Annotated in this window: 18 protein-coding genes; 7 read left to right on the top strand and 11 right to left on the bottom strand. The window is 62.3% G+C overall.

Annotated elements, in window-relative coordinates; genetic code table 11:
- The first annotated feature begins 237 nt into the window (after positions 1-237).
- Positions 238-675, top strand: a complete 438-nt coding sequence (locus B0G75_RS30625; RefSeq protein WP_106313769.1) for a carboxymuconolactone decarboxylase family protein — start codon at positions 238-240, stop codon at positions 673-675.
- 36 nt (positions 676-711) lie between these two features.
- On the opposite strand, the gene B0G75_RS30620 is transcribed toward B0G75_RS30625, so the two are convergent.
- Complete coding sequence (locus B0G75_RS30620; RefSeq protein WP_106313768.1) at positions 712-2,286, bottom strand: methyl-accepting chemotaxis protein; 1,575 nt, start codon at positions 2,284-2,286, stop codon at positions 712-714.
- Here B0G75_RS30620 and B0G75_RS40320 point away from each other — a divergent pair.
- Positions 2,279-2,509 (top strand): hypothetical protein, encoded by a 231-nt coding sequence (locus tag B0G75_RS40320; protein WP_146142553.1) that lies wholly within the window; start codon positions 2,279-2,281, stop codon positions 2,507-2,509. The two genes, B0G75_RS30620 and B0G75_RS40320, sit on opposite strands and share 8 nt — an antisense overlap.
- A 166-nt stretch (positions 2,510-2,675) precedes the next feature.
- On the opposite strand, the gene B0G75_RS30615 is transcribed toward B0G75_RS40320, so the two are convergent.
- Complete coding sequence (locus tag B0G75_RS30615; RefSeq protein ID WP_106313767.1) at positions 2,676-3,536, bottom strand: LysR family transcriptional regulator; 861 nt, start codon at positions 3,534-3,536, stop codon at positions 2,676-2,678.
- 160 nt (positions 3,537-3,696) lie between these two features.
- On the opposite strand from B0G75_RS30615, the gene B0G75_RS30610 reads away from it, so the two are divergent.
- On the top strand, positions 3,697-5,097 hold the full coding sequence (locus B0G75_RS30610; RefSeq protein ID WP_106313766.1) for a DHA2 family efflux MFS transporter permease subunit: 1,401 nt from the start codon (positions 3,697-3,699) through the stop codon (positions 5,095-5,097).
- Between the two features lie 18 nt (positions 5,098-5,115).
- Here the strand turns inward: B0G75_RS30610 and B0G75_RS30605 are convergent, their stop codons facing one another.
- Complete coding sequence (locus tag B0G75_RS30605) at positions 5,116-5,889, bottom strand: SDR family NAD(P)-dependent oxidoreductase (protein WP_106313765.1); 774 nt, start codon at positions 5,887-5,889, stop codon at positions 5,116-5,118.
- A 250-nt stretch (positions 5,890-6,139) separates the two neighbouring features.
- Between B0G75_RS30605 and B0G75_RS30600 the strand changes: the two genes are divergently transcribed.
- Positions 6,140-7,069, top strand: coding sequence for a LysR family transcriptional regulator (locus tag B0G75_RS30600; RefSeq protein ID WP_106313764.1), 930 nt, complete (start codon positions 6,140-6,142; stop codon positions 7,067-7,069).
- Between the two features lie 54 nt (positions 7,070-7,123).
- Here the strand turns inward: B0G75_RS30600 and B0G75_RS30595 are convergent, their stop codons facing one another.
- Positions 7,124-7,375 (bottom strand): DUF1488 domain-containing protein, encoded by a 252-nt coding sequence (locus B0G75_RS30595; protein WP_106313763.1) that lies wholly within the window; start codon positions 7,373-7,375, stop codon positions 7,124-7,126.
- 174 nt (positions 7,376-7,549) lie between these two features.
- Between B0G75_RS30595 and B0G75_RS30590 the strand changes: the two genes are divergently transcribed.
- The 3 genes from B0G75_RS30590 (at position 7,550) to B0G75_RS30580 (ending at position 9,403) form a co-directional block, all read left to right on the top strand.
- Positions 7,550-7,729 (top strand): hypothetical protein, encoded by a 180-nt coding sequence (locus B0G75_RS30590; protein ID WP_106313762.1) that lies wholly within the window; start codon positions 7,550-7,552, stop codon positions 7,727-7,729.
- Between the two features lie 213 nt (positions 7,730-7,942).
- Positions 7,943-9,025 carry a glycosyltransferase family 2 protein gene (locus B0G75_RS30585; RefSeq protein WP_106313761.1) on the top strand — a complete coding sequence of 361 codons (1,083 nt, stop codon included), beginning with the start codon at positions 7,943-7,945 and terminating at the stop codon, positions 9,023-9,025.
- A 156-nt stretch (positions 9,026-9,181) separates the two neighbouring features.
- The gene (locus tag B0G75_RS30580; RefSeq protein ID WP_012433250.1) at positions 9,182-9,403 is read left to right on the top strand and encodes a hypothetical protein; all 222 of its coding nucleotides are present in this window, start codon (positions 9,182-9,184) and stop codon (positions 9,401-9,403) included.
- 143 nt (positions 9,404-9,546) lie between these two features.
- Here B0G75_RS30580 and B0G75_RS30575 read toward each other — a convergent pair whose 3' ends face one another.
- The 7 genes from B0G75_RS30575 to B0G75_RS30540 all read right to left on the bottom strand — a co-directional run bounded on the left by B0G75_RS30575 (position 9,547) and on the right by B0G75_RS30540 (position 21,538).
- Positions 9,547-10,851, bottom strand: coding sequence for an MFS family transporter (locus B0G75_RS30575; RefSeq protein ID WP_106313760.1), 1,305 nt, complete (start codon positions 10,849-10,851; stop codon positions 9,547-9,549).
- A gap of 271 nt (positions 10,852-11,122) precedes the next feature.
- Positions 11,123-12,853 (bottom strand): SpoVR family protein, encoded by a 1,731-nt coding sequence (locus B0G75_RS30570; RefSeq protein WP_106313759.1) that lies wholly within the window; start codon positions 12,851-12,853, stop codon positions 11,123-11,125.
- Positions 12,850-14,121, bottom strand: coding sequence for a YeaH/YhbH family protein (locus B0G75_RS30565; RefSeq protein ID WP_012433253.1), 1,272 nt, complete (start codon positions 14,119-14,121; stop codon positions 12,850-12,852). The genes B0G75_RS30570 and B0G75_RS30565 overlap by 4 nt, the downstream gene beginning before the upstream one ends.
- Before the next feature lie 126 nt (positions 14,122-14,247).
- A complete protein-coding gene (locus B0G75_RS30560) occupies positions 14,248-16,170 on the bottom strand; it encodes a PrkA family serine protein kinase (RefSeq protein WP_012433254.1) in 1,923 nt (640 codons plus the stop codon).
- 827 nt (positions 16,171-16,997) lie between these two features.
- A complete protein-coding gene (locus B0G75_RS30550) occupies positions 16,998-17,759 on the bottom strand; it encodes a hydratase (protein ID WP_106313757.1) in 762 nt (253 codons plus the stop codon).
- Positions 17,760-18,147: 388 nt separating this feature from the next.
- Complete coding sequence (locus tag B0G75_RS30545; RefSeq protein ID WP_106313756.1) at positions 18,148-19,917, bottom strand: methyl-accepting chemotaxis protein; 1,770 nt, start codon at positions 19,915-19,917, stop codon at positions 18,148-18,150.
- A gap of 580 nt (positions 19,918-20,497) precedes the next feature.
- Complete coding sequence (locus tag B0G75_RS30540) at positions 20,498-21,538, bottom strand: LacI family DNA-binding transcriptional regulator (protein ID WP_106313755.1); 1,041 nt, start codon at positions 21,536-21,538, stop codon at positions 20,498-20,500.
- Positions 21,539-21,663: the final 125 nt, after the last annotated feature.

Here is a 21,663-nt window from a genome sequence, read left to right as displayed (position 1 = left end):
GCAATCTCTTCGGATAAGTAGATGGGTGAATGACCCACCATACCGAATCAGCCGATGCCCGGCAACGATGCCATTACCACCGGTAAGGACGCTAGGCGTGCCGAACGCGTTCGTCGTCGCCGAACCGAAGTGGTTACCTGAAAATAGCCGAAATCGGTTATTTCCCAGAACCAGTCGAGCGCCTAATCTTCACTCATCGCATCACGGAATGCATCCAACCCAACTCAGGAGTGAATCATGGAACAACGCCTCGACTTCTACAAAGCCAGCCCCGCCGCGATCAAGGCCATGCTCGTCCTTGAAGAACGCATCGGCAAATCGGCGCTCGAAAAATCGCTGACCGAACTGGTTCGTCTGCGCGCCTCGCAGATCAACGGCTGCGCGTACTGCGTCGATATGCACACCACCGACGCCCGCAAGGGCGGCGAAACCGACCGCCGTCTGGCCACCGTGGTGGTCTGGCGTGAAACGCCGTTCTTCACGGATCGCGAACGCGCCGCGCTCGAATGGACGGAGGCGCTGACGCTGATATCGCAGGAGCACGTGCCCGACGCCGTCTGGGAAGCCGTGCGCCCGCACTTCAGCGACGAAGAACTGGTCGATCTGACGCTGCTGGTCTCCACGATCAATGCATGGAACCGCTTCGCGATTTCGTTCCGCAAGCTGCCGGCCTGAGCGCCACGCGCTCAAAGGCACATCGACTGCGTTGAGTTAGAAAGCAGGTTCGCGCCGCGCCGCATCGCTTGCGACTTTGAAGGCCGCGGTCAATTCGCTCAATTGCCGCGCCTGATCCGCGAGCGAGTTCGCGGTCGCCGCGCTCTCCTCGACCAGCGCCGCATTATGTTGCGTCACCTCGTCCATCTGCGTGACGGCGAGGCTTACCTGCCTGATGCCCTCGCTCTGCTCTTTCGAAGCCGCCGCAATCTCGCCGACGATACGCGCCACGCGGTCGATCGCGGCTTCGATTTCCTGCATCGTCTCGCCCGCTTCATTGACGAGCCCCGCGCCGCTCTCGACGCGCGAAGTCGACTCCGCGATCAGTGTGCCGATTTCCTTCGCGGCCGCCGCCGAACGCTGCGCAAGACTGCGCACCTCGCCCGCCACTACCGCGAAACCGCGTCCTTCCTCGCCCGCGCGCGCCGCTTCGACGGCCGCGTTCAGCGCGAGAATATTGGTCTGAAATGCAATGCCTTCGATCGCGGTAATGATGCCGGTCATTTTCGACGAACCCGCGTGAATCACGCGCATCGTCTCCACCATGCTGCCGACTGACGTGCGCCCGCGCGCGGCCATCTCCGAAGCACGCAACGCGAGTTCGCTCGCGTGATGCGCGTTCTCCGCGTTCAGTTGCACAGTCGACGTGAGCTGCTCCATTGCCGCCGCGGTTTCTTCGAGCGATGCCGCCTGTTCCTCGGTGCGCTGCGAGAGATCGAGATTGCCGGCGGCGATCTGCTGCGTCGATGACGCGATCGAATGTGAACCGGCTCGCACCGTGGTGACAGTGGCGCCGAGCTTGTCCTGCATCGACGCGACACCGCGCAAGAGCGTCGCCATTTCGTCGTTCGAACGAATCGGCACGCGGGTCGTCAGCTCGCCGGCGGCGATCGCGTCGAACTGGCGCAAGGCGTCGTTCAACGGCGCCATGATCGCGCGGCGCAGCGTGCGCCAACTGATGAACGCAACCGTCAGCCCGAGCAGAATGCTGCCGATGCACGCGGCCAACAGCGTGTGAAAGAGCGCGGCCGAACGCGCGCTGGCGTCGCTCGCCCGCTGGTTCAGATAGTCCTCGAGCGCGCCCTGGCTCGCGTTCATCGCCGTGTAAAGGCCGATCAGACGGTTCGCGCGGCTTTCGTCCATCCAGCTCGCGTCGCCGGTGCGGATCGCCTCGATCAGTTTGTCGATTCCGTCGCGGCGCACGGCGGTGCGCTTCACGTCGAGGTCGTCGGTGAGACGCTGTAGTTCGGGCGTTTTCGGCAGATCGCGAAAGCTGTTCCACCATTTATCCGAATCGCCGAGCAGCATGCGCGCACGTTCGAGTTGCGCATTCAGTTGCGGGGAGTGCGGATTGCTCATCGCCCAGTCGAGTCCGAAACGCGCCCGCGACATCGCCGTGCCCGATTTGCCGAGCGCGACGACGGAAGCGAAATGCACCGTGTAGGCGTCGCGCTGCGCCGAGTTGGTTTCGCGCATGCCGAGAATGCCGAGCACGCCTGTGGCGATCAGCAGCACGCTTAGAAACGCGATGGTGATCGCGATCCGTAGATTGATGGTCAGATTCTTGGTCATCGTGTTTTTTATCGCTCTGGCTGGTTTTGGCGCTCTGGCATATGACGTGCGGCCCCGCGCACGTGAACAATTAATTGTTCCTTATTTGGAACAATTAACCGTATGTGGAAAGTATAGCGATTCGCCTTCCGGCGAAAAAACAAATTTTCGCGGACGCGGTAAACGCGCAACAGGCCGCGACGTGCCTGTTTCGCCGGTGGGCGGTGCCGCCCGGCTCGAATAGATTCAATCGACGAACCACCAAACAGCGGCATGCCGCTGCGGATTATTCTGGAATCCTAGCTATATGGCGCGCACCACACGGAAGTCTCTATGCCAATGAGCAATCCGTCGCCGTCAATGTCAATGCGTGGCGTTGGCCCTTACGCCTTACGCCCCACGCCTCGCCGCTATTCCCCGATCCACGACCCACGCAGATCGCTGTCATGCAGCAGTTGCAACAGCGTGCCCGCCGGCCTGCTGAGCCGTTTCGCCGCCAGCGCGATGAATTCCACCGACGGCAGCGTCGGCAGACTCGCCATGTTCAAGGGCGCCGCGAGACCCCGCGCCGCCAGATACTGCGGACGTACCGTAATGCCGAGCCCGCCACGCGCGGCCGCGATGCAACCCGCGTGGCTGCTGCTCGTGCACACCAGCTGCCAACTGAATCCCGCCTCGGCGAGCGCGTCGAGCACGACGGCGCGCGTCACGCTCGGCTCGGCGACCAGAATCAGCGGCAACGGCTGGCTTAGATCGACCAGCGTGCCGGCGCGCGCCAGCCACTCCAGCCGCCCGGTGAAGAGCGGCACGCCGCGCCGGTCGCCGAGACGCCGCTTGCCAACCAGCAGATCGATCGCGCCGGCGTCGAGCAGTTCATACAGCTTGCCGGTCATGCCGATGGTGATTTCCAGTTCGACATCCGGATGCGCGTCGCGAAACGCCGCCAGCACGGTGGGTAACGGGCCGAGCGCGACATCGTCCGAGGAACCGAGCCGCACGCGGCCTTTCAGACGCGGTGCGCGAAACTGCGATTCGGCCCGCGAAAGCGCCTGCAGAATCACGCTGGCGTGCGCGAGCATGGCTTCGCCGTCGGGCGTCATCGCGAGCGAATGGGTGTCGCGCACGAAAAGCCGCCGGCCCACGCTCTGCTCGAGCCGCCGGATGTGTTCGCTGACGCTCGATTGCGTCAGATCGAGCCGCCGCCCCGCCTCGGTGAAGCTGTGGCACGCCGCGACGGTCGAAAAGGTCTTGAGCCAGATGGGATTAAGCATGGAGCATTGTCGCGCTGCTCATCGGCAAAGTCGATAACAGTCAACACCCCTAGTGGGTTTCCGATTGACGAGGATGTCAATATGATGACGGAACTGCTCCACTGAATGCTCGGAGCCGAAGTGGCCACCCAATGCCGCCGCCCCGCTGCTCGATCAAAAGATGACCAAGGATTCTTCCCAGACCGCTTTGCTCTGGATCGTCGCCGCCGGCTTTTTTATGCAGTCGCTCGACACGACCATCGTCAACACCGCGCTGCCGTCGATTGCGAACAGCCTGCACGTGGCGCCGCTCGCGATGCAGCCGATCGTGGTCGCTTACACGCTGACCATGGCGATGCTTACGCCCGCCTCCGGCTGGCTCGCCGACCGCTTCGGCACGCGGCGCGTCTACTTCGCCGCCATCCTCGTGTTCGTGCTCGGTTCGATCTGCTGCGCGAGCGCGCATACGCTCGGCCAACTGGTGATGGCGCGCGTGCTGCAAGGCGTGGGTGGCTCGATGCTGCTGCCGATCGGGCGGCTCGCCGTCCTGCGCAGCGTCACGGGCGACCAGTACGTCGCGGCGCTCGCGTTCATTTCGGTGGCCGGACAACTGGGGCCGATCGCCGGGCCGACGCTCGGCGGCTGGTTCGTTCAGGCGATCACGTGGCACTGGATTTTCCTGATCAACGTGCCGATCGGCGCCGTCGGTCTGTACGCGGTGCAGCGCTTCTTGCCGTCGCATGGCGAAGCAAAGGCGCCGCCGTTCGACTTCGTCGGCTGCGGGTTGCTCTCGTTATGCATGATCGCGTTCTCGCTCGCCGTCGACTCGCCGATGCCCACGCATCGCGTGGCATGGTCGATGGCGCTGTTCGCGCTCGCCGCCGTAAGCGCGCTGGCCTATATCCCGCATGCAAGACGGCGCGTGAATCCGCTCTTCAAACTGTCGCTCTTTCGTGAGCCGAACTTCAGCGTTGGCCTGATCGGCAATCTGGTGTGCCGCATCGGTTCGAGCGCCGTGCCGTTTCTCGTGCCCTTGCTGCTGCAATTGCAACTGGGCTACTCGCCGCTGCATTCCGGTCTGATGATGCTGCCCGCGGCTCTCGCCGGCACCGTCGCCAAACGCTGGATCGCGCCGCTCGTGCGCCGCTATGGCTACGACACGTTCCTGCTGGTCAATACGATCGTCGTCGGTTCGTCGATCGTTGCGTTCGCACTGATTACGCGCGGCACGCCGCTCGCGGTCGAGATCGCGATTCTGGCCGTGTTCGGCGCGGCCAACTCCATGCAATTCGCGGCCATGAACAGCGTCACGCTCAAAGGCCTCTCGCATGAAGATGCCGGCAGCGGCAACAGCCTTTTTTCGATGGTGCAGATGCTGGCCATCGGGCTGGGCGTGTCGATCGGCGGCGGGCTGGTGAATCTTTTTTCGGCGCAAGCCGGATCGGCCGCGCTCGGTTTTCGGCTCGCCTTCGTGTGCGTCGGCATGATCACGCTGGTGTCGGCGTGGGTGTTTCGCCACCTCGACGAAGCGCCTGCCTCGCGCCCGGTGCGCGGGCAAGCGACTCAGGGCGCGGGCCGCTGATCGAAGCCTTGCGTCACGTCAGTCCGGCAAGCGGATGCCGGAAAATCCCGCACACGCCTCGATCAAACGCTCCTGAACGGCAACGTCGCGCACGGCCGGGTGTGTTTCGCACCGCTTCATGTGATAGAAGTACGCGCCGCTGACGGTGGCCGCCGGCTCGTCGCTGACGGCGAGCCACACCTGGGTTTTCGGCGCGGCCTGCAAATCGTCCGGTGCCCCCGGACCACCCATTTTCGTCGCCACCCACCCTGGCTCCAGCGCATTCGACAACACCTGCGGCCAGCGCCGCGCCATCGCGAACGCCAGCAACGCGTCGTGCAGTTTCGAGTCCGAGTACGCCGCCGCGCCCCGCCAGGGGCGCCGCTCCCAGGCCAGATCGTCGAGGCTCGCGTCGCCGCTGCGATGCAGGCCCGAGCTCAGATAGACGAGCCGCTTCGGCTTCTCGATCAAAGCGGTGAGGATGTACGGCGCCAGCGTATTGACCGCGAACACGTGCGGCAAGCCGTCGACGGTGGCGACCCGGCGCGGCTCCTGATAGCCGACCGCCGCGTTGTGGATCACCGCGTCGAAACGGCCGAGCCGGTTGACCTGCTCGGCGAGCGTCACCGTGGCTGCGATGCTCGACAGGTCGCCGGCCAGTGCGGCTTGCGCTTGCGGCACGGCTTGCAACGCCTGGTCGGCGCGCGCCGCGCTGCGCGCATGCAACACCACCTGATGGCCGGCCTCGACGAGTAGACGCGCAGCCATTTGACCGAGACCATCGGCGGAACCGGTAATAAAAATTCGCGACATGGGACGCCCTCCTTGTTCAGCGTGAATATGCCCGATGCATGACGAGAAGCACATGTCTTGGTGCTTCGGGCGAACGGCAACAGATTAACGCCCGCCGCTCGACTGACGCGATAGCCTGGCTGTCATTCCACTCATGACATCACATCATTCGTTCGCCTTACCAGGCGGCGTTTCCCCGAGTCCACGCGTGAATTCAAACGGACTTTCGCGTTAGCATGTCACGCATTAACGAATAACAAAGGACTATCACATGCCATTTGACGAGCGCATGCTGAACGGCATGGGCGTCTTGACGGCGATTGTCGATTGCGGGAGTTTTGCGGCAGCCGGAGAAGCGCTCGACATGTCGCAATCCGGGGTGAGCCGTTCGGTCGCGCGGCTCGAAGCGCGTCTGGGCATCCGGCTCTTCGATCGCACCACGCGTTCTGTCACGCTGACCGACGAAGGCCGGCGCTTCTACGAACAGATCGTGCCGCTGCTGGGCGGACTCGAAGAGGCGGCGGCTTCCGCCGCGCAGGGCGCAACTGCCGTGCGCGGACGTTTGCGCGTGAACATGGATCCGTTCTTTTCGCGCCTCGTACTCGGGCCGCGGCTGGGCAGTTTTATCGACAAGCATCCCGATCTGCAGCTCGAACTGATCACCCGCGATCAGACGGGCGATCTGGTCGGCGACGGCTTCGATCTCGCGATCCGTTTTGGCGATCCGCCGATGTCGACGCTGATCGCGCGCAAACTGCTGGACACGCGGATTCTCACCGTAGCCGCGCCGTCGTATCTGAAGAAGCACGGGCACCCGGCGACTCCGGCGGAACTCGAAAGCGGCAAGCATGTCTGCATCAAGTTTCGCGATCCGCTCACGGGCTACCCGTTCAGTTGGGAATTTCATCGCGGCCGCAAGAAAATCTCGATCGCGCCACAGGGTCGGTTGACCGTGAACGACGTGGGCACCCTGCACAGCGTTTGCACGGCGGGCCAGGGCGTCGCGCAGATCCTCTCGCTCGGCACCGAGTCGTTGATGGCGAGCGGAAAGCTCGTCGAGCTATTTCCCGATTGGGGCGACGAGGTTTATCCGCTGTATGCGCTCTATCCTTCGCGGCATCATCCGCCGGCGAAGGTGCGGGCGTTTTACGATTTCATCGTGTCGCTGACAGGCGGCGCGCCGCGCGAAACGGCGGCTTGAGGCCATGTTCGGCGACGTCTGGGCATCGGCCACGACGCGCTGCGCCACTCCACGTCAGGAAATCGTGTAACGGTTCTGTGGGCCGCCGATGTACACACCGCGCGCGAGCGTGAGAATCTGCTCGCGATGCTGGTCGAACGCGGCAAGCACCGCTGGTTCGTCGGAGCCCGCACTCGGACTCAGATTCGAAATCACCGAGCGGTTGACCGTGAAAGCGATTTCGCGCGCATTGTCGTAGCCCCAGAAATTCACGCAGTGATGAGAGGCGTCGTAGCTGCGGCAGGGATTCGGGAAGTTGAGGGACATGTCGTACTCCCGGGATATAGGGTTCTCCTTCCACGGTGCGCTGAATGGGGGAACGGGTCAAGGGCTTTGTTTGTCAGTGCGCGCAGCGCGATGGCCAGCCCGATCAGAACACGAAACACGAGCCCAGGTCTGCCGATTGCTGCAGTGCTCATGTCATCCAACCAGGAGAGGATCATGAGCGAAACTAAAGAACAGGCCAAGGACAAACCGGCCGATATCGAGCATCCGCAGCCAGCCACGCACAGCGACAACGAGAAGAGCAAGCTGCCCAAACGCAACGACGAAGGGCGTGATCAAGCGCCATCGGACAATCCGGGCAAGAAACCCGGCGAGGGCGAGCCGCCTGTCGGCTGAGAATATTAAGCGCCAATCCAGGAGCGGCTTTGCTGCATTTCGCTAGCTAAGCCGCATAAATTTTTCCCTTCTGACGGCTTTCATAAGCCAAACATTTCTTCCTCTTTTTTACCGATTATTTTTTCCGCGTGATGGACTATTTTTCTGCTTGCAGCGACGTGTGCGCCAAGCGGACCAGCTGCCGCCCCTCAACAGATAACAAAGGCGACGCTTATGTCCATCTCCTCGACTCCCCCTCACCGCCCCCACGTGTCCGTCTGTCTGCCGACCTGTGACCGCCCTGAGCTGCTCGCCATGTGCATCGACTCGTGCCTCGCGCAGAGCTACGACGATCTGGAGATCGTGATCGGAGATGACTCGAAGGACGCGCGCACTGAGCGGCTGATCGCAGCCCGTTACGCGCACGAACCGCGCGTGCGCTATGTAAAAAATCGGCCGCCGCTCGGCCAGGCGCGCAACGTCGAGAGCCTGTTCGAGCGCGCAAGCGGCGACAAAATCCTGCTGATCCACGACGACGATCTGCTCGCCACGGACGGCGTCGAAAAGCTCGTGTCGCTATGGCTGCGCCACCCGCAACTCGATGTGGCATTCGGCGACCAATATGAAGCCGATCACAGCGGCGCCATCGACCTCGAGGCGAGCGCGAAGCTCAACGCCGCATTCCGGCGCACGAAAGACGCCGAAGGCCTGCAGTCGCAGCCCGGTCGAACCGGTCTGATCCAGATGTTTCCGAACAACGGCTGGATGGCCAACGCCGAACTCGTGAAGCGGATCGGCTACCGGGAAGAATACGGCGCGTGCTGCGACTTCGTATTCGGCACCGAACTCTGTCTCGCCGCGCGCGAGGTGTTCTATCTGCACGACTATGTCTCGGTGTATCGAAAGACGGCAAGCTCCATCTCGCATAGCACGCGCGGCACTGCGGTCGCGGCGACGGTCAGCGCCTATGCGTTCGTCAAGGCGCTGCAGTTGCCGGCGCAACTGGAGCCGTCGCGCAAGCTGGCGTTGCGCCGGCTCGCGCCGATCGTGGTGTCGCTTCACGCCAGAAACAGTCAGGTGCGCGACGGGTTCAAGGTCGCGTTCGCACATCTGTTCGCGTACAACTACGGCTTGAGCGCGCGGCTTTACTATCATCTTCTGACGCTTGCGCGTGCCGCGCTGAGCGCGCCTCAGCAGGCCGTCGCGGCGGCCGCGGTTGCGGCGGTGGCGGCCGCGCCCGTTGTGGCCGCGGAGCCGGCCGCCGTGGTGAAGGAACTCGTCTCCGAACTGGTAAGCGATCATTCGGAACCGGTCTGACGCGCCGCCGCCAGCGCGCACGCGTGCAAGCCCTCAGCAATCAGCGTGTTTTGTGCTAAGCATCCCATGCTAAGCAAACGCGGATTTGTTGCTTGGTCCGGTGTGGCGCACTGATTACGATGAAAGCGAACCTACACCAGCCCCGAGGTGACTCGCATGTCCGACAGTGCCTGTTTCAAGCCGCGCGTGATCGAACCCGTCGTCGTCAACCAGCCTGAGGGATTGGGCCTCGCCGTGGAACTATGGCTCGCGCAACCCGTCGACGGAATCGCGGGGCGAGCGCTGCAGATTCATTTACGCAGCGACGCAAAAATGGCCCAGGCCGAGACGCTGCGCGATCTGCTGCATGCGTTGGGCACCGAGATCGTCGTGGCGTGACCATGCGCCTTGCCCTTGGTGCGCTGCGGGCTGCATCGCTGCTCACGCCCATAAAAAACACGGCGGCCAGGGTTGCCCCGGACCGCCGTTCTCATGCATCGCCCGAACGTATTTCGCGAGCGAGCGGACCTCGATTCAAAGCCTCAAGGCTCCAGACGCAAATATCCTTCTTTCGACGGATCGCGCATCCGCAGCGAAACGATGCCGGCAATCGCGCACAGCGCGGTCACGTACCAGTAGAACATCGATTCGTTGCCGACCGACTTCAGCCACAGCGCCACATACTCCGCCGAGCCGCCGAAGATCGCATTCGCCACCGCGTACGAAAGCCCCACGCCGAGCGCACGCACTTCCGGCGGGAACATTTCCGCTTTGATCAGGCCGCTGATCGACGTATAGAAACTGACGATCGCAAGCGCCACCACGACCAGACCGAAGGCCGCATACGGGCTCGTCACGTCTTTCAGCGCGTGCAGCAGCGGCACGGTGCCGATGGTCGCGAAGAAGCCGAAGAACAGCATGGAACGACGGCGGCCGATGCGGTCCGACAACGCGCCGAACGCCGGCTGCATCACCATGTAGACGAAGAGCGCCGCGGTCATCACGTTGCTGGCCGTCTTCGCGTGCATGCCGGCCGTGTTGACCAGGTACTTCTGCATGTACGTGGTGAACGTGTAGAAAATCAGCGAGCCGCCGGCCGTGAAACCGAGCACGGTCATGAACGCGCCTTTGTGCAGCCACAGGCCGCGCAGCGTGCCGGCTTCCTTGCGTTGACGGGTTTCGGCGGTGGTCGTTTCGTCGAGCGATTTACGCAGATACAGCGCGATCAATGCCGCGACCGCGCCAATTGCGAACGGCACGCGCCAGCCCCATGCTTTGAGTTCTTCGGTGGAAAGCGTTTGTTGCAGCACCACCAGCACCAGCAGCGCGCACAACTGCCCGCCGATCAGCGTGACGTACTGGAACGACGCGAAGAAACCGCGCCGGCCCTTGAGCGCGACCTCGCTCATGTAGGTCGCGCTGGTGCCGTACTCACCGCCCACCGACAAGCCCTGGAACAGCCGCGCGACCAGCAGCAGCGCCGGCGCCAGCGCGCCGATCTGCGCGTAGGTGGGCAGCACGGCGATCACGAGCGAGCCGCCGCACATCATGAACACCGACACCATCATCGCGGTGCGGCGGCCGTGCTTGTCGGCGAGGCGGCCGAAGAACCAGCCGCCGATCGGACGCATCAGGAAGCCGGCGGCGAACACGCCTGCCGTGTTGAGCAACTGCGTGGTGGTGTTGCCACTCGGGAAGAACGCCGGCGCGAAGTACAGCGCACAGAACGAATACACGTAGAAGTCGAACCACTCGACGAGATTGCCCGATGAGGCGCCAACGATCGCGAAGATGCGGCGCCGGGTGTCGTGAGCCGAGGCCACGGTTTGGTCGGTTAGGTCGGTCATGCTTGTCTCTATCCTTGTAATTGAACGGAGGTCACCGTGGTGGCGCCGCCTTCAGATCGCGTGCACGGGAGTGTTTATCCCGTCCAGGCTAATTTTACAGAATCGCAAGGAAGAGTTGGAGCTTTGTTCGAGCGGCTAGGGGGCTAAGTTGTCGCGCAGCGGCGCTCGTGTCTTAATCTGCTGCATCGCACATAAGAAAAAAGCCAGATCGAACAGGAGCTGGCTTATGTTCATCGCGCCGAACGGAGCGCATTGCGTTGCAATCCGCCGGTCACACTCTCACTGCCGGCGGCACATAGCGGCACTCGTAGCGCTTGCGGACCGTGCCATTCTCATCGACGCTTTCCAGATACACGTCGAACTGCCACAGCCGCGCCATGTGCTTGAGCACTTCGTCGCTATCGCCGGAGAGATGCCGGTTGTCGCTCATGAAGTGCCGCAGCGTCAGACTCCGGTCGCCGCGCGTATTCACCGCCCACACCTGAATATTCGGCTCGCGGTGATGCATGTCGTACTGCCGCGACAACGCCTGACGCACGTACTGATAGCCGCTGTCGTCATGAATCGCCGAGACTTCGAGCGCGTCGCGCATGTCGTCGTCGAGCACCGAGAAGAGGCGCATTTCGCGGATCAGATGCGGCGACAGATACTGCGCGACGAAACTCTCGTCCTTGAAGTTGCGCATCGCGTAGTGCATGGCCGGGAGCCACGGACTGCCCGCCAGTTCCGGGAACCACTTGCGGTCTTCCTCCGTGGGCGACTCGCAGATGCGGCGAATGTCGCTCATCATCGAAAAACCGAGCGCGTACGGATTGATACCGCTGTAGTACGGCTTCGTGACCGGCGGCTGGTAGACCACGTTGCTGTGCGAATGGAGAAACTCCATCATGAAGCCGTCTTCCAGCTTGCCCTGGTTGTACATGGTGTTGAGCAAGGTGTAGTGCCAGAAGGTCGCCCAGCCCTCGTTCATCACCTGGGTCTGCCGTTGCGGATAGAAATACTGGCCGACCTTGCGCACGATGCGGATCACCTCCCGCTCCCACGGCTCCAGCAGCGGCGCGTTTTTCTCCGCGAAATACAGCAGGTTTTCCTGCGGCTCCGGCGGATAGCGCTCCTCGACCTCCTCCGGCAACGGCGTATGCCGGGTCGGCAAGGTGCGCCACAGTTCGTTCACCTGCGACTGCAGATAGGCCTCGCGTTCACGGCGCGCCGCAAACTCCTTTTGCAGCGACAGCTTCTGCGGACGCTTGTAACGGTCCACGCCATAGTTCATCAACGCGTGGCAGGAATCGAGCAGCTCCTCGACCCGGTCGAGCCCGAAACGCTCCTCGCACTCCGCGATGTAATTCTTCGCGTAGACGAGGTAGTCGATGATCGCGTGCGCATCCGTCCACAGCCTGAACAGATAGTTGCCCTTGAAGAACGAGTTGTGGCCATACGCCGCATGGGCAATGACGAGCGCCTGCATCGTCATCGTGTTCTCTTCCATGAGATACGCGATGCAGGGGTTCGAATTGATGACGATCTCATACGCCAGCCCCATCTGCCCGCGACGGTAGCTTTTTTCGGTAGAGAGAAAGTGTTTGCCGAACGACCAGTGACGGTAGTTCACCGGCATACCGACGGACGCGTACGCATCCATCATCTGTTCGGCGCTGATGAGTTCGAGCTGGATCGGATACACGTCGAGTTCATATTGCTCTGCAACACGGGCAATATGCGAGTCGTACTCTTCGATCAATTCGAAGGTCCAGTCGGACGGGCACGGCAGAGGCCGTCTATCGGCTACGTTCATACGGACTTCCCTTTGCCCCTGAGTGGGCGTTCCGGTGTGTCCCCGTGCTGCAGCGGTGTCGACTGCTCCGGCTGCGGCGGTTCCGGTATCGTCCGCCCTTGCCTCGGCATGCCCCGACTGTTGCTGCTGCGGCACGCCTTTCCCGCGCTCCGGCGCGCCGTTCTCCGGCTCGCCGCGCGCTTCGTTGTGCAGGTGCTTGTTCGTCATGAATTCGCCGCCTGCTTTTCGAACAACTCGCGAAACACCGGATAAATGTCGGCCGCGGTCTCGACTTTCTTCATTGCCATGTGCGGCTGGCTCAAGGCCAGTTGCGCATACTCCAGCCACAGATTCTGTTCTTCCGGCGTCACCTGAATATACGCAAAATAGCGCACCTTCTCCAGGATGTCATCCGAGAGTATCTTGCGGCACTTCGGCGAGTCGTCGGTCCAGTTGTCGCCGTCCGACGCCTGAGCGCCGTAAATATTCCATTCAGTCGGCGAATAACGCTCGTCCATCACCTTCTGCATCAGCTCCAGCGCGCTCGACACCACCGTGCCGCCGCTTTCGGTCGAATGGAAGAACGTGTCTTCGTCGACCTCTTCGGCGCGCGTGTGGTGACGGATGAACACCACTTCGATCTTCTCGTAGTTACGCTTGAGGAACAGATACAACAGGATGAAGAAGCGCTTGGCGAGGTCCTTGCGCTGCTCGTCCATGGAACCGGACACATCCATCAGACAGAACATCACGGCCTGGCTGGAAGGCGTGGGCTGCTTCACGCGATTGACGTAGCGCAGATCGAACGGATCGATGAACGGGATCCGCCAGATGCGGCCGCGCAAATGGTGAATCTCCTCTTCGAGCAGTTTGATCTCTTCGCGACGATCGTCGGGATCGGCTTTCATGACCTCCAGTTGCCGTTCCATCTCGTGCAGCTGGTTGACGAGCGGCGCACCGAGCGCGATGCGGCGGCCGAGCGCGCTGCGCAGCGAACGCACCACGTCGATGTTGTTCGGCGTGCCTTCGGCAGCCCAGCCCGCGCGGATGCTTTTCCACGTCGGCACGGCGAGCAGATGGGTTTTGACGAGACGCGGCAGTTCGAGATCGTCGAAGAAATACTGCATGAATTCTTCGCGGCTCAGCTCGAACACGAAGTCGTCCTGACCCTCGCCTTCATTGCTGGCCTGGTTGCCCCCGCCTCCGCCGCCGCCCCCTTGCGGGCGCTGGATCTTGTCGCCGCGGATGTAGTCGGAATTGCCCGGATGCACCATTTCCCGCTTGCCGCCGGGGCCATGCCGGAACGACGGTTCCGCAATGTCCTTGCGTGGGATGGTGATGCTCTGGGTGTTCTGAATGTCCTTGATGCTGCGGTCGCGCACGGCTTCCGAAACGGCGCGACGAATATAGTTCTTAACGCGACGCAAAAAACGTTCGCGATTCGCAATGCTTTTGTTCTTGCCTGCTAACCTGCGGTCGATAATTTGATGAAGCACGCCCGGTCTCCCGCTGTAATATCGCGTTTGCGAGACGTAGCTGCGCAAGGCAACGCTATGTCCATGCAGCTTGCGCCTCGCAGGGTGCCCGCGCGGTCGGACCGCGCGGGCGGCACGCGTTTCGCATCATGACGACTTGCGCACGCGCAGATACCAGTCACACAGCAAGCGCACCTGCTTCGGCGTATAGCCCTTCGTCACCATGCGATTGACGAAGTCTTCGTGCTTGCGTTGTTCCTCCGCCGAGCCCTTGGCGTTGAACGAAATCACCGGCAGCAGTTCCTCCGTGTTCGAGAACATTTTCTTTTCGATCACGACGCGCAGTTTCTCGTAGCTGACCCATGCCGGATTCTTCCCGCCATTGGCAGCACGCGCACGCAGCACGAAGTTCACGATCTCGTTGCGGAAGTCCTTCGGGTTGCTGATACCCGCCGGTTTTTCGATCTTCTCCAGTTCGGCGTTCAGCGCCGCGCGGTCGAAACTCTCGCCTGTGTCGTGGTCGCGGAACTCCTGATCCTGAATCCAGAAGTCAGCGTACGTCACATAGCGATCGAAGATGTTCTGACCGTACTCGGAATACGACTCCAGATACGCGGTCTGAATTTCCTTGCCGATGAACTCCGCGTAGCGCGAGGCGAGCACGTCTTTAATGAACGACAGATACTTCTGCTCGGTCTCCGGTGGGAACTGCTCGCGTTCGATCTGCTGTTCGAGCACGTACATCAGGTGCACCGGATTGGCCGCGACCTCGGTCGAGTCGAAGTTGAATACGCGTGAGAGGATCTTGAACGCGAAACGGGTCGACACGCCGGTCATCCCTTCATCCACGCCCGCGAAATCACGGTACTCCTGATAAGATTTTGCCTTCGGATCGGTGTCCTTCAGATTCTCGCCGTCGTACACCTGCATCTTCGAAAACAGGCTCGAATTCTCCGGCTCCTGCAACCGCGTAAGCACGGACATCTGCGCCATCATCTTCAAGGTGCCCGGCGCGCACACCGCATTCGCCAGCGACGAGTTACGCAGCAGCTTCTCGTAAATCTTGATCTCTTCACCGTAGCGCAGGCAGTACGGCACCTTCACCACGAAGATGCGGTCGAGCAGTGCTTCGTTGTTGCGGTTGTTGCGGAACGCTTTCCATTCGGACTCGTTCGAGTGAGCCAGAATCACGCCGTCGAACGGGATCGCACCGAAGCCTTCCGTGCCCTTGAAGTTGCCTTCCTGGGTGGCGGTAAGCAGCGGGTGCAGCACCTTGATCGGCGCCTTGAACATTTCGACGAACTCGAGCAGGCCCTGATTGGCGAGACACAAGCCACCGGAGTAGCTGTATGCGTCCGCGTCGTCTTGTGCGTACTGTTCGAGCTTGCGGATGTCGACCTTACCGACCAGCGACGAAATGTCCTGATTGTTTTCGTCGCCCGGCTCGGTTTTGGCGATACCGATCTGGCGAAGGATCGACGGATAGCGGCGCACCACGCGGAACTTGCGGATGTCGCCATTGAATTCGTGCAGGCGCTTGACCGCCCATGGGCTAAGAATGCTTTTCAGGTAGCGGCGTGGAATGCCATATTGTTCTTCGAGAATCGGGCCATCTTCCTCGTAGTCGAACAGACCGAGAGGCGACTCGTTCACGGGCGAGCCTTTGATCGAATAGAACGGCACGCGTTCCATGAGCTGCTTGAGACGTTCCGCGATCGATGATTTACCGCCGCCGACCGGGCCCAACAGATACAGGATCTGCTTCTTTTCTTCGAGCCCCTGGGCCGAGTGGCGGAAGTAGGCGACCACCTGCTCGATCACCTCCTCCATTCCGTAGAACTCACGGAATGCGGGGTATACCTTGATGACCTTGTTCGCGAAGATGCGCGACATGCGCGGATCGTTACGAGTGTCGATCTGTTCCGGCTCCCCGATCGCCGTCAACATGCGTTCGCCAGCCGTGGCGTACGCGGCGGGATTGTCTTTGCAGAGCGCGAGATACTCCTCGAGCGAGAGCTCATCTTCTCGCGTTTTCTCGAAGCGGGTCGCGAAACTGCTGTAGATATCCATGCTACCTCCTCGCCGAAGTCTAGACCGATGTCGTGCGCGGCGCGCTATTCGGAAACGACATCGCTCGAATTCATCCTAAACCCTTTTAAATTTTTTTTCACGAACTACGTTGCGAAAATCGCGCCGTATTCGCCTCCCAACAATTCCTCACTTGGAAACAAAGTTTCGACCACCTACAATCTTGCACTCATACCGCAGCGATTGCGGTCACACGTCGCTACCCTTCTACTGCTGCCCTGCAGCCTCATCAGCACTCGACCGCATGCTGCTCGATGCTCATCGAAGTGTCCCGCAATACTCCGCGATACTCTCTTGCACCAGCCGTTACGTTCATCGAACGATCCCACTGCAATATCGGACGGCATGTCTGCACACGCACACTTTGTTGCTAAAAGCGCGGACGTCTACACGCTTTCTGTGTCCGGTGCTTTTTTCCTAAACGCGCGACACGGGCGTTCGGTCTACAAGTGACACAGGCCTGTTACATGTTCAGGCGCGCTTCATGTGCGTCTCTCACGCCGTCTCACGCTTAAGCAAAGTCCGTGCAGCTTCATGCGGTTCGTCAACTCATGAACGGTTTTGTTCCGCGTCATTTACATGGCGTGTCATGGATGCCACGCGGGACGTGCGCGCATTAACCGCGTCGAGAGCATGGGTAGCCGCGTGCATAACTGGATGACGACCTCGCCACGTATCGCTTCGATAGGTGTATACGGCGGAGTCGCAGTCACAGATGCACGCGAATGTAAAACGGCCGCCCTCAGGCAGCCGTTTTGATGAAGCTTCGTAATGTGTTGTTACAAGCGCGTTGTTGCAAGCGCGGCTTTTCAGGTCAGTTCAATCTCCACTTCCCCCAGGCCGTCGATGTGGCCGCGCACGACGCCCGCTCGGTCCAGCCTGTGTGCGCCGACGTACGAACCGGTGGTGATAGTCCACTCGGGCTCGATCGTAATGCCCATGGCGGCGCAATGGTTGACGAACCACACCAGCAGTTCGCGCGGGTCTCCGGCCGGATTGCCGGTGGCTTCCGGTAGCAGCGAAGCGCCGTCGAAGCTCAGTTCCAGTTCCGGCGACACGAAGTCGAAGCCGCGCGCGAGACCTGCATAAGCGACCGGATGCCCTGTGATCAAAGCACCGTTGTTCTGGGCGTCGGCGAGTTGCGCGAGCGGCGCGACGTTCGGCCATTCGGTGAAGCGGCTATCGACGATCTCGATGGCCGGCAAGACGACGCCCACCTTCGAGAGCACCTCGTCGCGCGCGTAGGCCCGGCCGCGCGGTTCGATGGCCTCGGCGAAACGGAAGGCGATTTCCAGCTCGACCAGCACCCTGAAGAAGCCGTCTTGCGCGACGCGCGTCGGCGATCGAAGCACCAGCGAGGCCGGAATCGGCGCGCCCGCGGCAGCGGCGCCCGGCGCTTTGGCGCCGATCTTCCAGGCGCCGGTCGAGTCGCCGAGACCTGCGATAACTGCCTGCTGGATCGCATATGCGGTTGCCGCATCGGGCGGCAGGCTGTCGGGTGCGGGCGCATCGATCGGGCGATGCTGCCGGCGTGCTTCGACGAGGCGGTTCGCGAGGTCGTATGGCGTCATGTCGGTCCTTTGTGGCTGGCGCATTGAGCGGTTGGTTGCGGCGTGCTGGTGGGGGGTGGCCATGCGTCGGGCCATGCATTGCGGCGGTCGAAGGCGGCGCAGGCACGCGCACGGGCCAAGGGGCCACCGGCGCTTGCCGCACACCATGCCGGGCAGCGTTCGCCAGGCACAGTTGCTTCGGTGCGTCCGTCAATGTACCGGATCACGGCGCTCGCCAGGGTGCCGACTGACGCCGCAAACGTTACTTAATGCGCCCACCATAAAAAAAGACCGCGAATGCTTGCGCAATCGCGGTCTTTTGAAGCGAGGCGGTATGTTCTTTCACAGCGCCTGCCCATCTAATGGGATTGGCTGTGGCGCCGGGAATGAATGTTGCAACTGCCTCGCGTTAGAACGTTTCCCAATCCTGATCGCTGCCCGCAGTGGCGGTCGCTTTAGCAGGTGCGCGTGTCGTTACGGCGGCGGGCTGTGCCGCCGCGGCCGGTGTTTTGGTCGCAACCGCGGCGTGCGGCGCGGGTTGTGCAGCGCGAGTGTGCGACACCTTGCGTGCGACCGCCGAACGCGGCGGCGTCGACGCGCGCTTCGGCGGCGTACTCACGGGCGCCTTGGAACCGCTTTCTTCGAGTTGGAACACGGCCACCGCGGTACGCAGTTTGCCGGCCTGGTCTTCGAGCGACGACGCTGCGGCCGCCGCTTCTTCGACCAGCGCGGCGTTCTGCTGCGTGACTTCGTCCATCTGCGTGACGGCGCGCGCCACCTGATCGATGCCGCTGCTCTGCTCTTCCGACGCCGCGGCGATTTCGCCCATGATGTCAGTCACGCGCTGCACCGCGCCGATGATCTCGGTCATGGTGCGGCCGGCTTCGTCGACCAGCGCCGAGCCCGATTGCACGCGCTCGACCGAGGTGTCGATCAGCTCCTTGATTTCCTTCGCCGCCGCCGACGAACGCTGCGCGAGGCTGCGCACCTCACCGGCCACGACCGCGAAGCCGCGCCCTTCCTCGCCGGCCCGCGCCGCTTCCACGGCAGCATTCAGGGCGAGGATGTTGGTCTGGAACGCAATCCCTTCGATGATCGAAATAATGTCGGCGATCTTGGCCGAGCTTTGATTGATGTCGCCCATCGTGCCGACCACCTGGCCGACCACCGCGCTGCCCTTGTTGGCGATCTCCGACGCATTGGCCGCCAGCGAACTCGCCTGGCGGGCGTTGTCGGCGTTCTGTTTGACCGTGCCGGTCAGCTCTTCCATGCTCGACGCGGTTTCCTGCAGCGCCGACGCCTGCTCTTCGGTACGCGAGGACAGGTCGATATTGCCGGCTGCGATCTGGCGCGTGGCCGTCGCGATGGATTCACTGCCGCTGCGCACGGTACGCACCGTTTCGGTGAGACTGCGCTGCATTTTGGCGATGCCGTCGAGCAACTGCCCCATTTCGTCGCGCGAAGTCACGACGACCGGGCGGCGCAGATCGCCCGCCGCAATCGCGTCGAAATGGCCGAGGGCGGCATCGAGCGGCCGGGCGATCGCGCGGCTCAGCGTCAGGTACGAAATCACCGCCGCCAGCACGCCGATCAGCAAGGCGCTTGCGCTGACCATGCGGAATACGCCGAAGCTGCTTTGCGCGGAGTCGTAGCCCTCTTTTGCCGACGTGAACTGGTATTTGCGCAGCACGTCGTCGGAATTGGCGAGGTCGTTGTAGGCGACTTGCAGACGCTTGGCGCCGTCGACCAGCTTGGGCGGCTCGTTCGCGGCGACGATCGTCGCGAAGGCGTCCATCTGCTGATGCAGCGCCTCGCGTTTGGAAACGACGTCCTGCGCGAGGCGGTCTTCCTCCGGCTCGCGCGACAGGTCCATGTATTTCTTCCACCACGTGTCGGACGTGGCGCGCATGCTGCGCGCGCGCTCGAGCGTCGGCGCCGCTTCGGGCGTGCCGATCATGAACGCCGCGCGATCGAGCGCGAGCCGCTCGCGTGCGGCGAAAAGCTCGGCGTTGCCGATATCGACCGCGCTGGGCATCGCGTTGGTGAACGTGTCCTTATAGGCGTCATTCGAACGGCTCATGCCGAACAGACCGAATACGCCGATGGCGACGAGCAGCGCGGCGAGAAACGCCATCGTGAGGCCAATTCGCGCCTTGATCGTAATGCCCTTGTTCAACATGCTTGTTCCTGTGCTTAACAAAATGAGAGGCTGCGTCCGCAGCGCGGTTGGCGTGTGGCGTCTGCGTCGTGGCGTTTTTTGGTGACGCGCTCTAATAGCCCTGTTTACGGCAAGGCGACCGCGTACTTGAAGGATTTATATGGTATGAGGAAAGGCTCTGAATAAATTACAAAACGCTGACAGAGTGCCGATCGGCAGACCATTGATATGGAACGGGAGCGGCGGTGGCTGAGGGTCGGCAATGAGAAACGCCATGCCGTTGCGGCGGCTGGCAGTGTGCTGACGGCGTCTCGTCGCAGGCGCTGGATTCCGCGCGACGATAGCGAGCGCCGCACGGTTGAATCCGGCCGACTCGCTTTCCGAGTGCGACAAGGGCAAGCGCCGAAATACTGTTCAGCGCCGGGACCACGTACGCCATTCCAGCGCCTCATTCGACAGCGCCTGTGGGGTCGCCGAAGTGTTCAGCGGCCCGCTGCCGGTGAAAATCGAAGGCGACGCATTGCGCCAGATGAATCGCCTCGCGCGAGCAACCGCTCCGCTAGTCCCAAATGCGCGTTTGAAATCCGCGCATCGTATCCAGTCAGGCGGCCAGATCGCGCTTGGCCGCGCCGGCCCAGGTGGCGGTGGATTCGCGCACGATCAGCCGCGGCGATACCACGCGCCGCCGCCCCGGCGCGCGTGGCGTGCCCGACGAGGTCCCGGCAATCCGTTCGATCAGCGTCTGCGCGGCCATATCGCCGAGCGCGCGCACCGATTGCCCGACGGTCGAGAGCGCCGGGTAGGTAAAACGCCCCAGCTCGATATCGTCGAAACCAATGATCGAGCAGTCGCGCGGCACGCTGATATTGCGTTCCGCGGCGGCGCGCAACGCACCGATGCCCATCATGTCGTTGCCGGCAAAGATCGCCGTTGGCCTGAGCGTGTCGAACAGTTGCGCGGCCGCACGGTGGCCGCCGGTGCCCGAAAAATCGCTTTCCACGATCGCGTCGGGCGGAATCTCGATGCCGCGCTCCGTCATCGCGCGGATAAAGCCGTGCACGCGCATCGCGCTGACCGCCGTCTCAACCGGCCCGGTGATGCAGCCGATCCTGACATGCCCCAGTTCGAGCAGATGCCGGGTCGCCAGATAGCCGCCCTTCTCGTGGTCGATCTGCACCAGATCCGCGTTCAGCCCTTCGATGTTGCGATCGAGAATGACCAGCGGCTCATGCGAGTCGGCGAGCGTCTGCGCGAGCACGGCGTCGTCGCCGGCGGACGCGACGATCAGGCCGTCGATGCGCTTTTCCTGCAGCACGCGCAGATAGTTACGCTGCTTGGCCGGATCGTCGTCGGAATTGCAGAAGAACACGCAGTAGCCGTTGCGCGAACAACCGTCCTCGATGCCGCGCGCCAGTTCCGCGAAATACGGGTTCGTGGCGTTCGGCACGACCAGCCCGATGGTCGCCGTCGCCCGCGCCTTCAGCGAGCGGGCCACCGCCGACGGAACATAGTGGAGCTGACGGATCGCGTGCTCGACCTTCGCGCGCACGTCCGCCGATACCGGCCGCGAGTTGTTCACCACGTGCGATACCGTCGTGAACGACACGCCTGCCGCAGCCGCTACATCCTTGATCGTCGCCATAACCTGTTGCTCTCCCGCCTGTTTTACCCGCCGGCCGCGCCACCTGGCGACCCACCGGACGTCTTCATCGAAGACCGACCCAATCCAAGAATTCTTACGCTTTACCACTCATGACGCTGCGACTG

The sequence above is a fragment of the Paraburkholderia sp. BL18I3N2 genome (assembly GCF_003001875.1).
GTDB classification, from domain to species: domain Bacteria; phylum Pseudomonadota; class Gammaproteobacteria; order Burkholderiales; family Burkholderiaceae; genus Paraburkholderia; species Paraburkholderia phytofirmans.
This window is presented reverse-complemented; position numbering and strand designations above follow the sequence as displayed.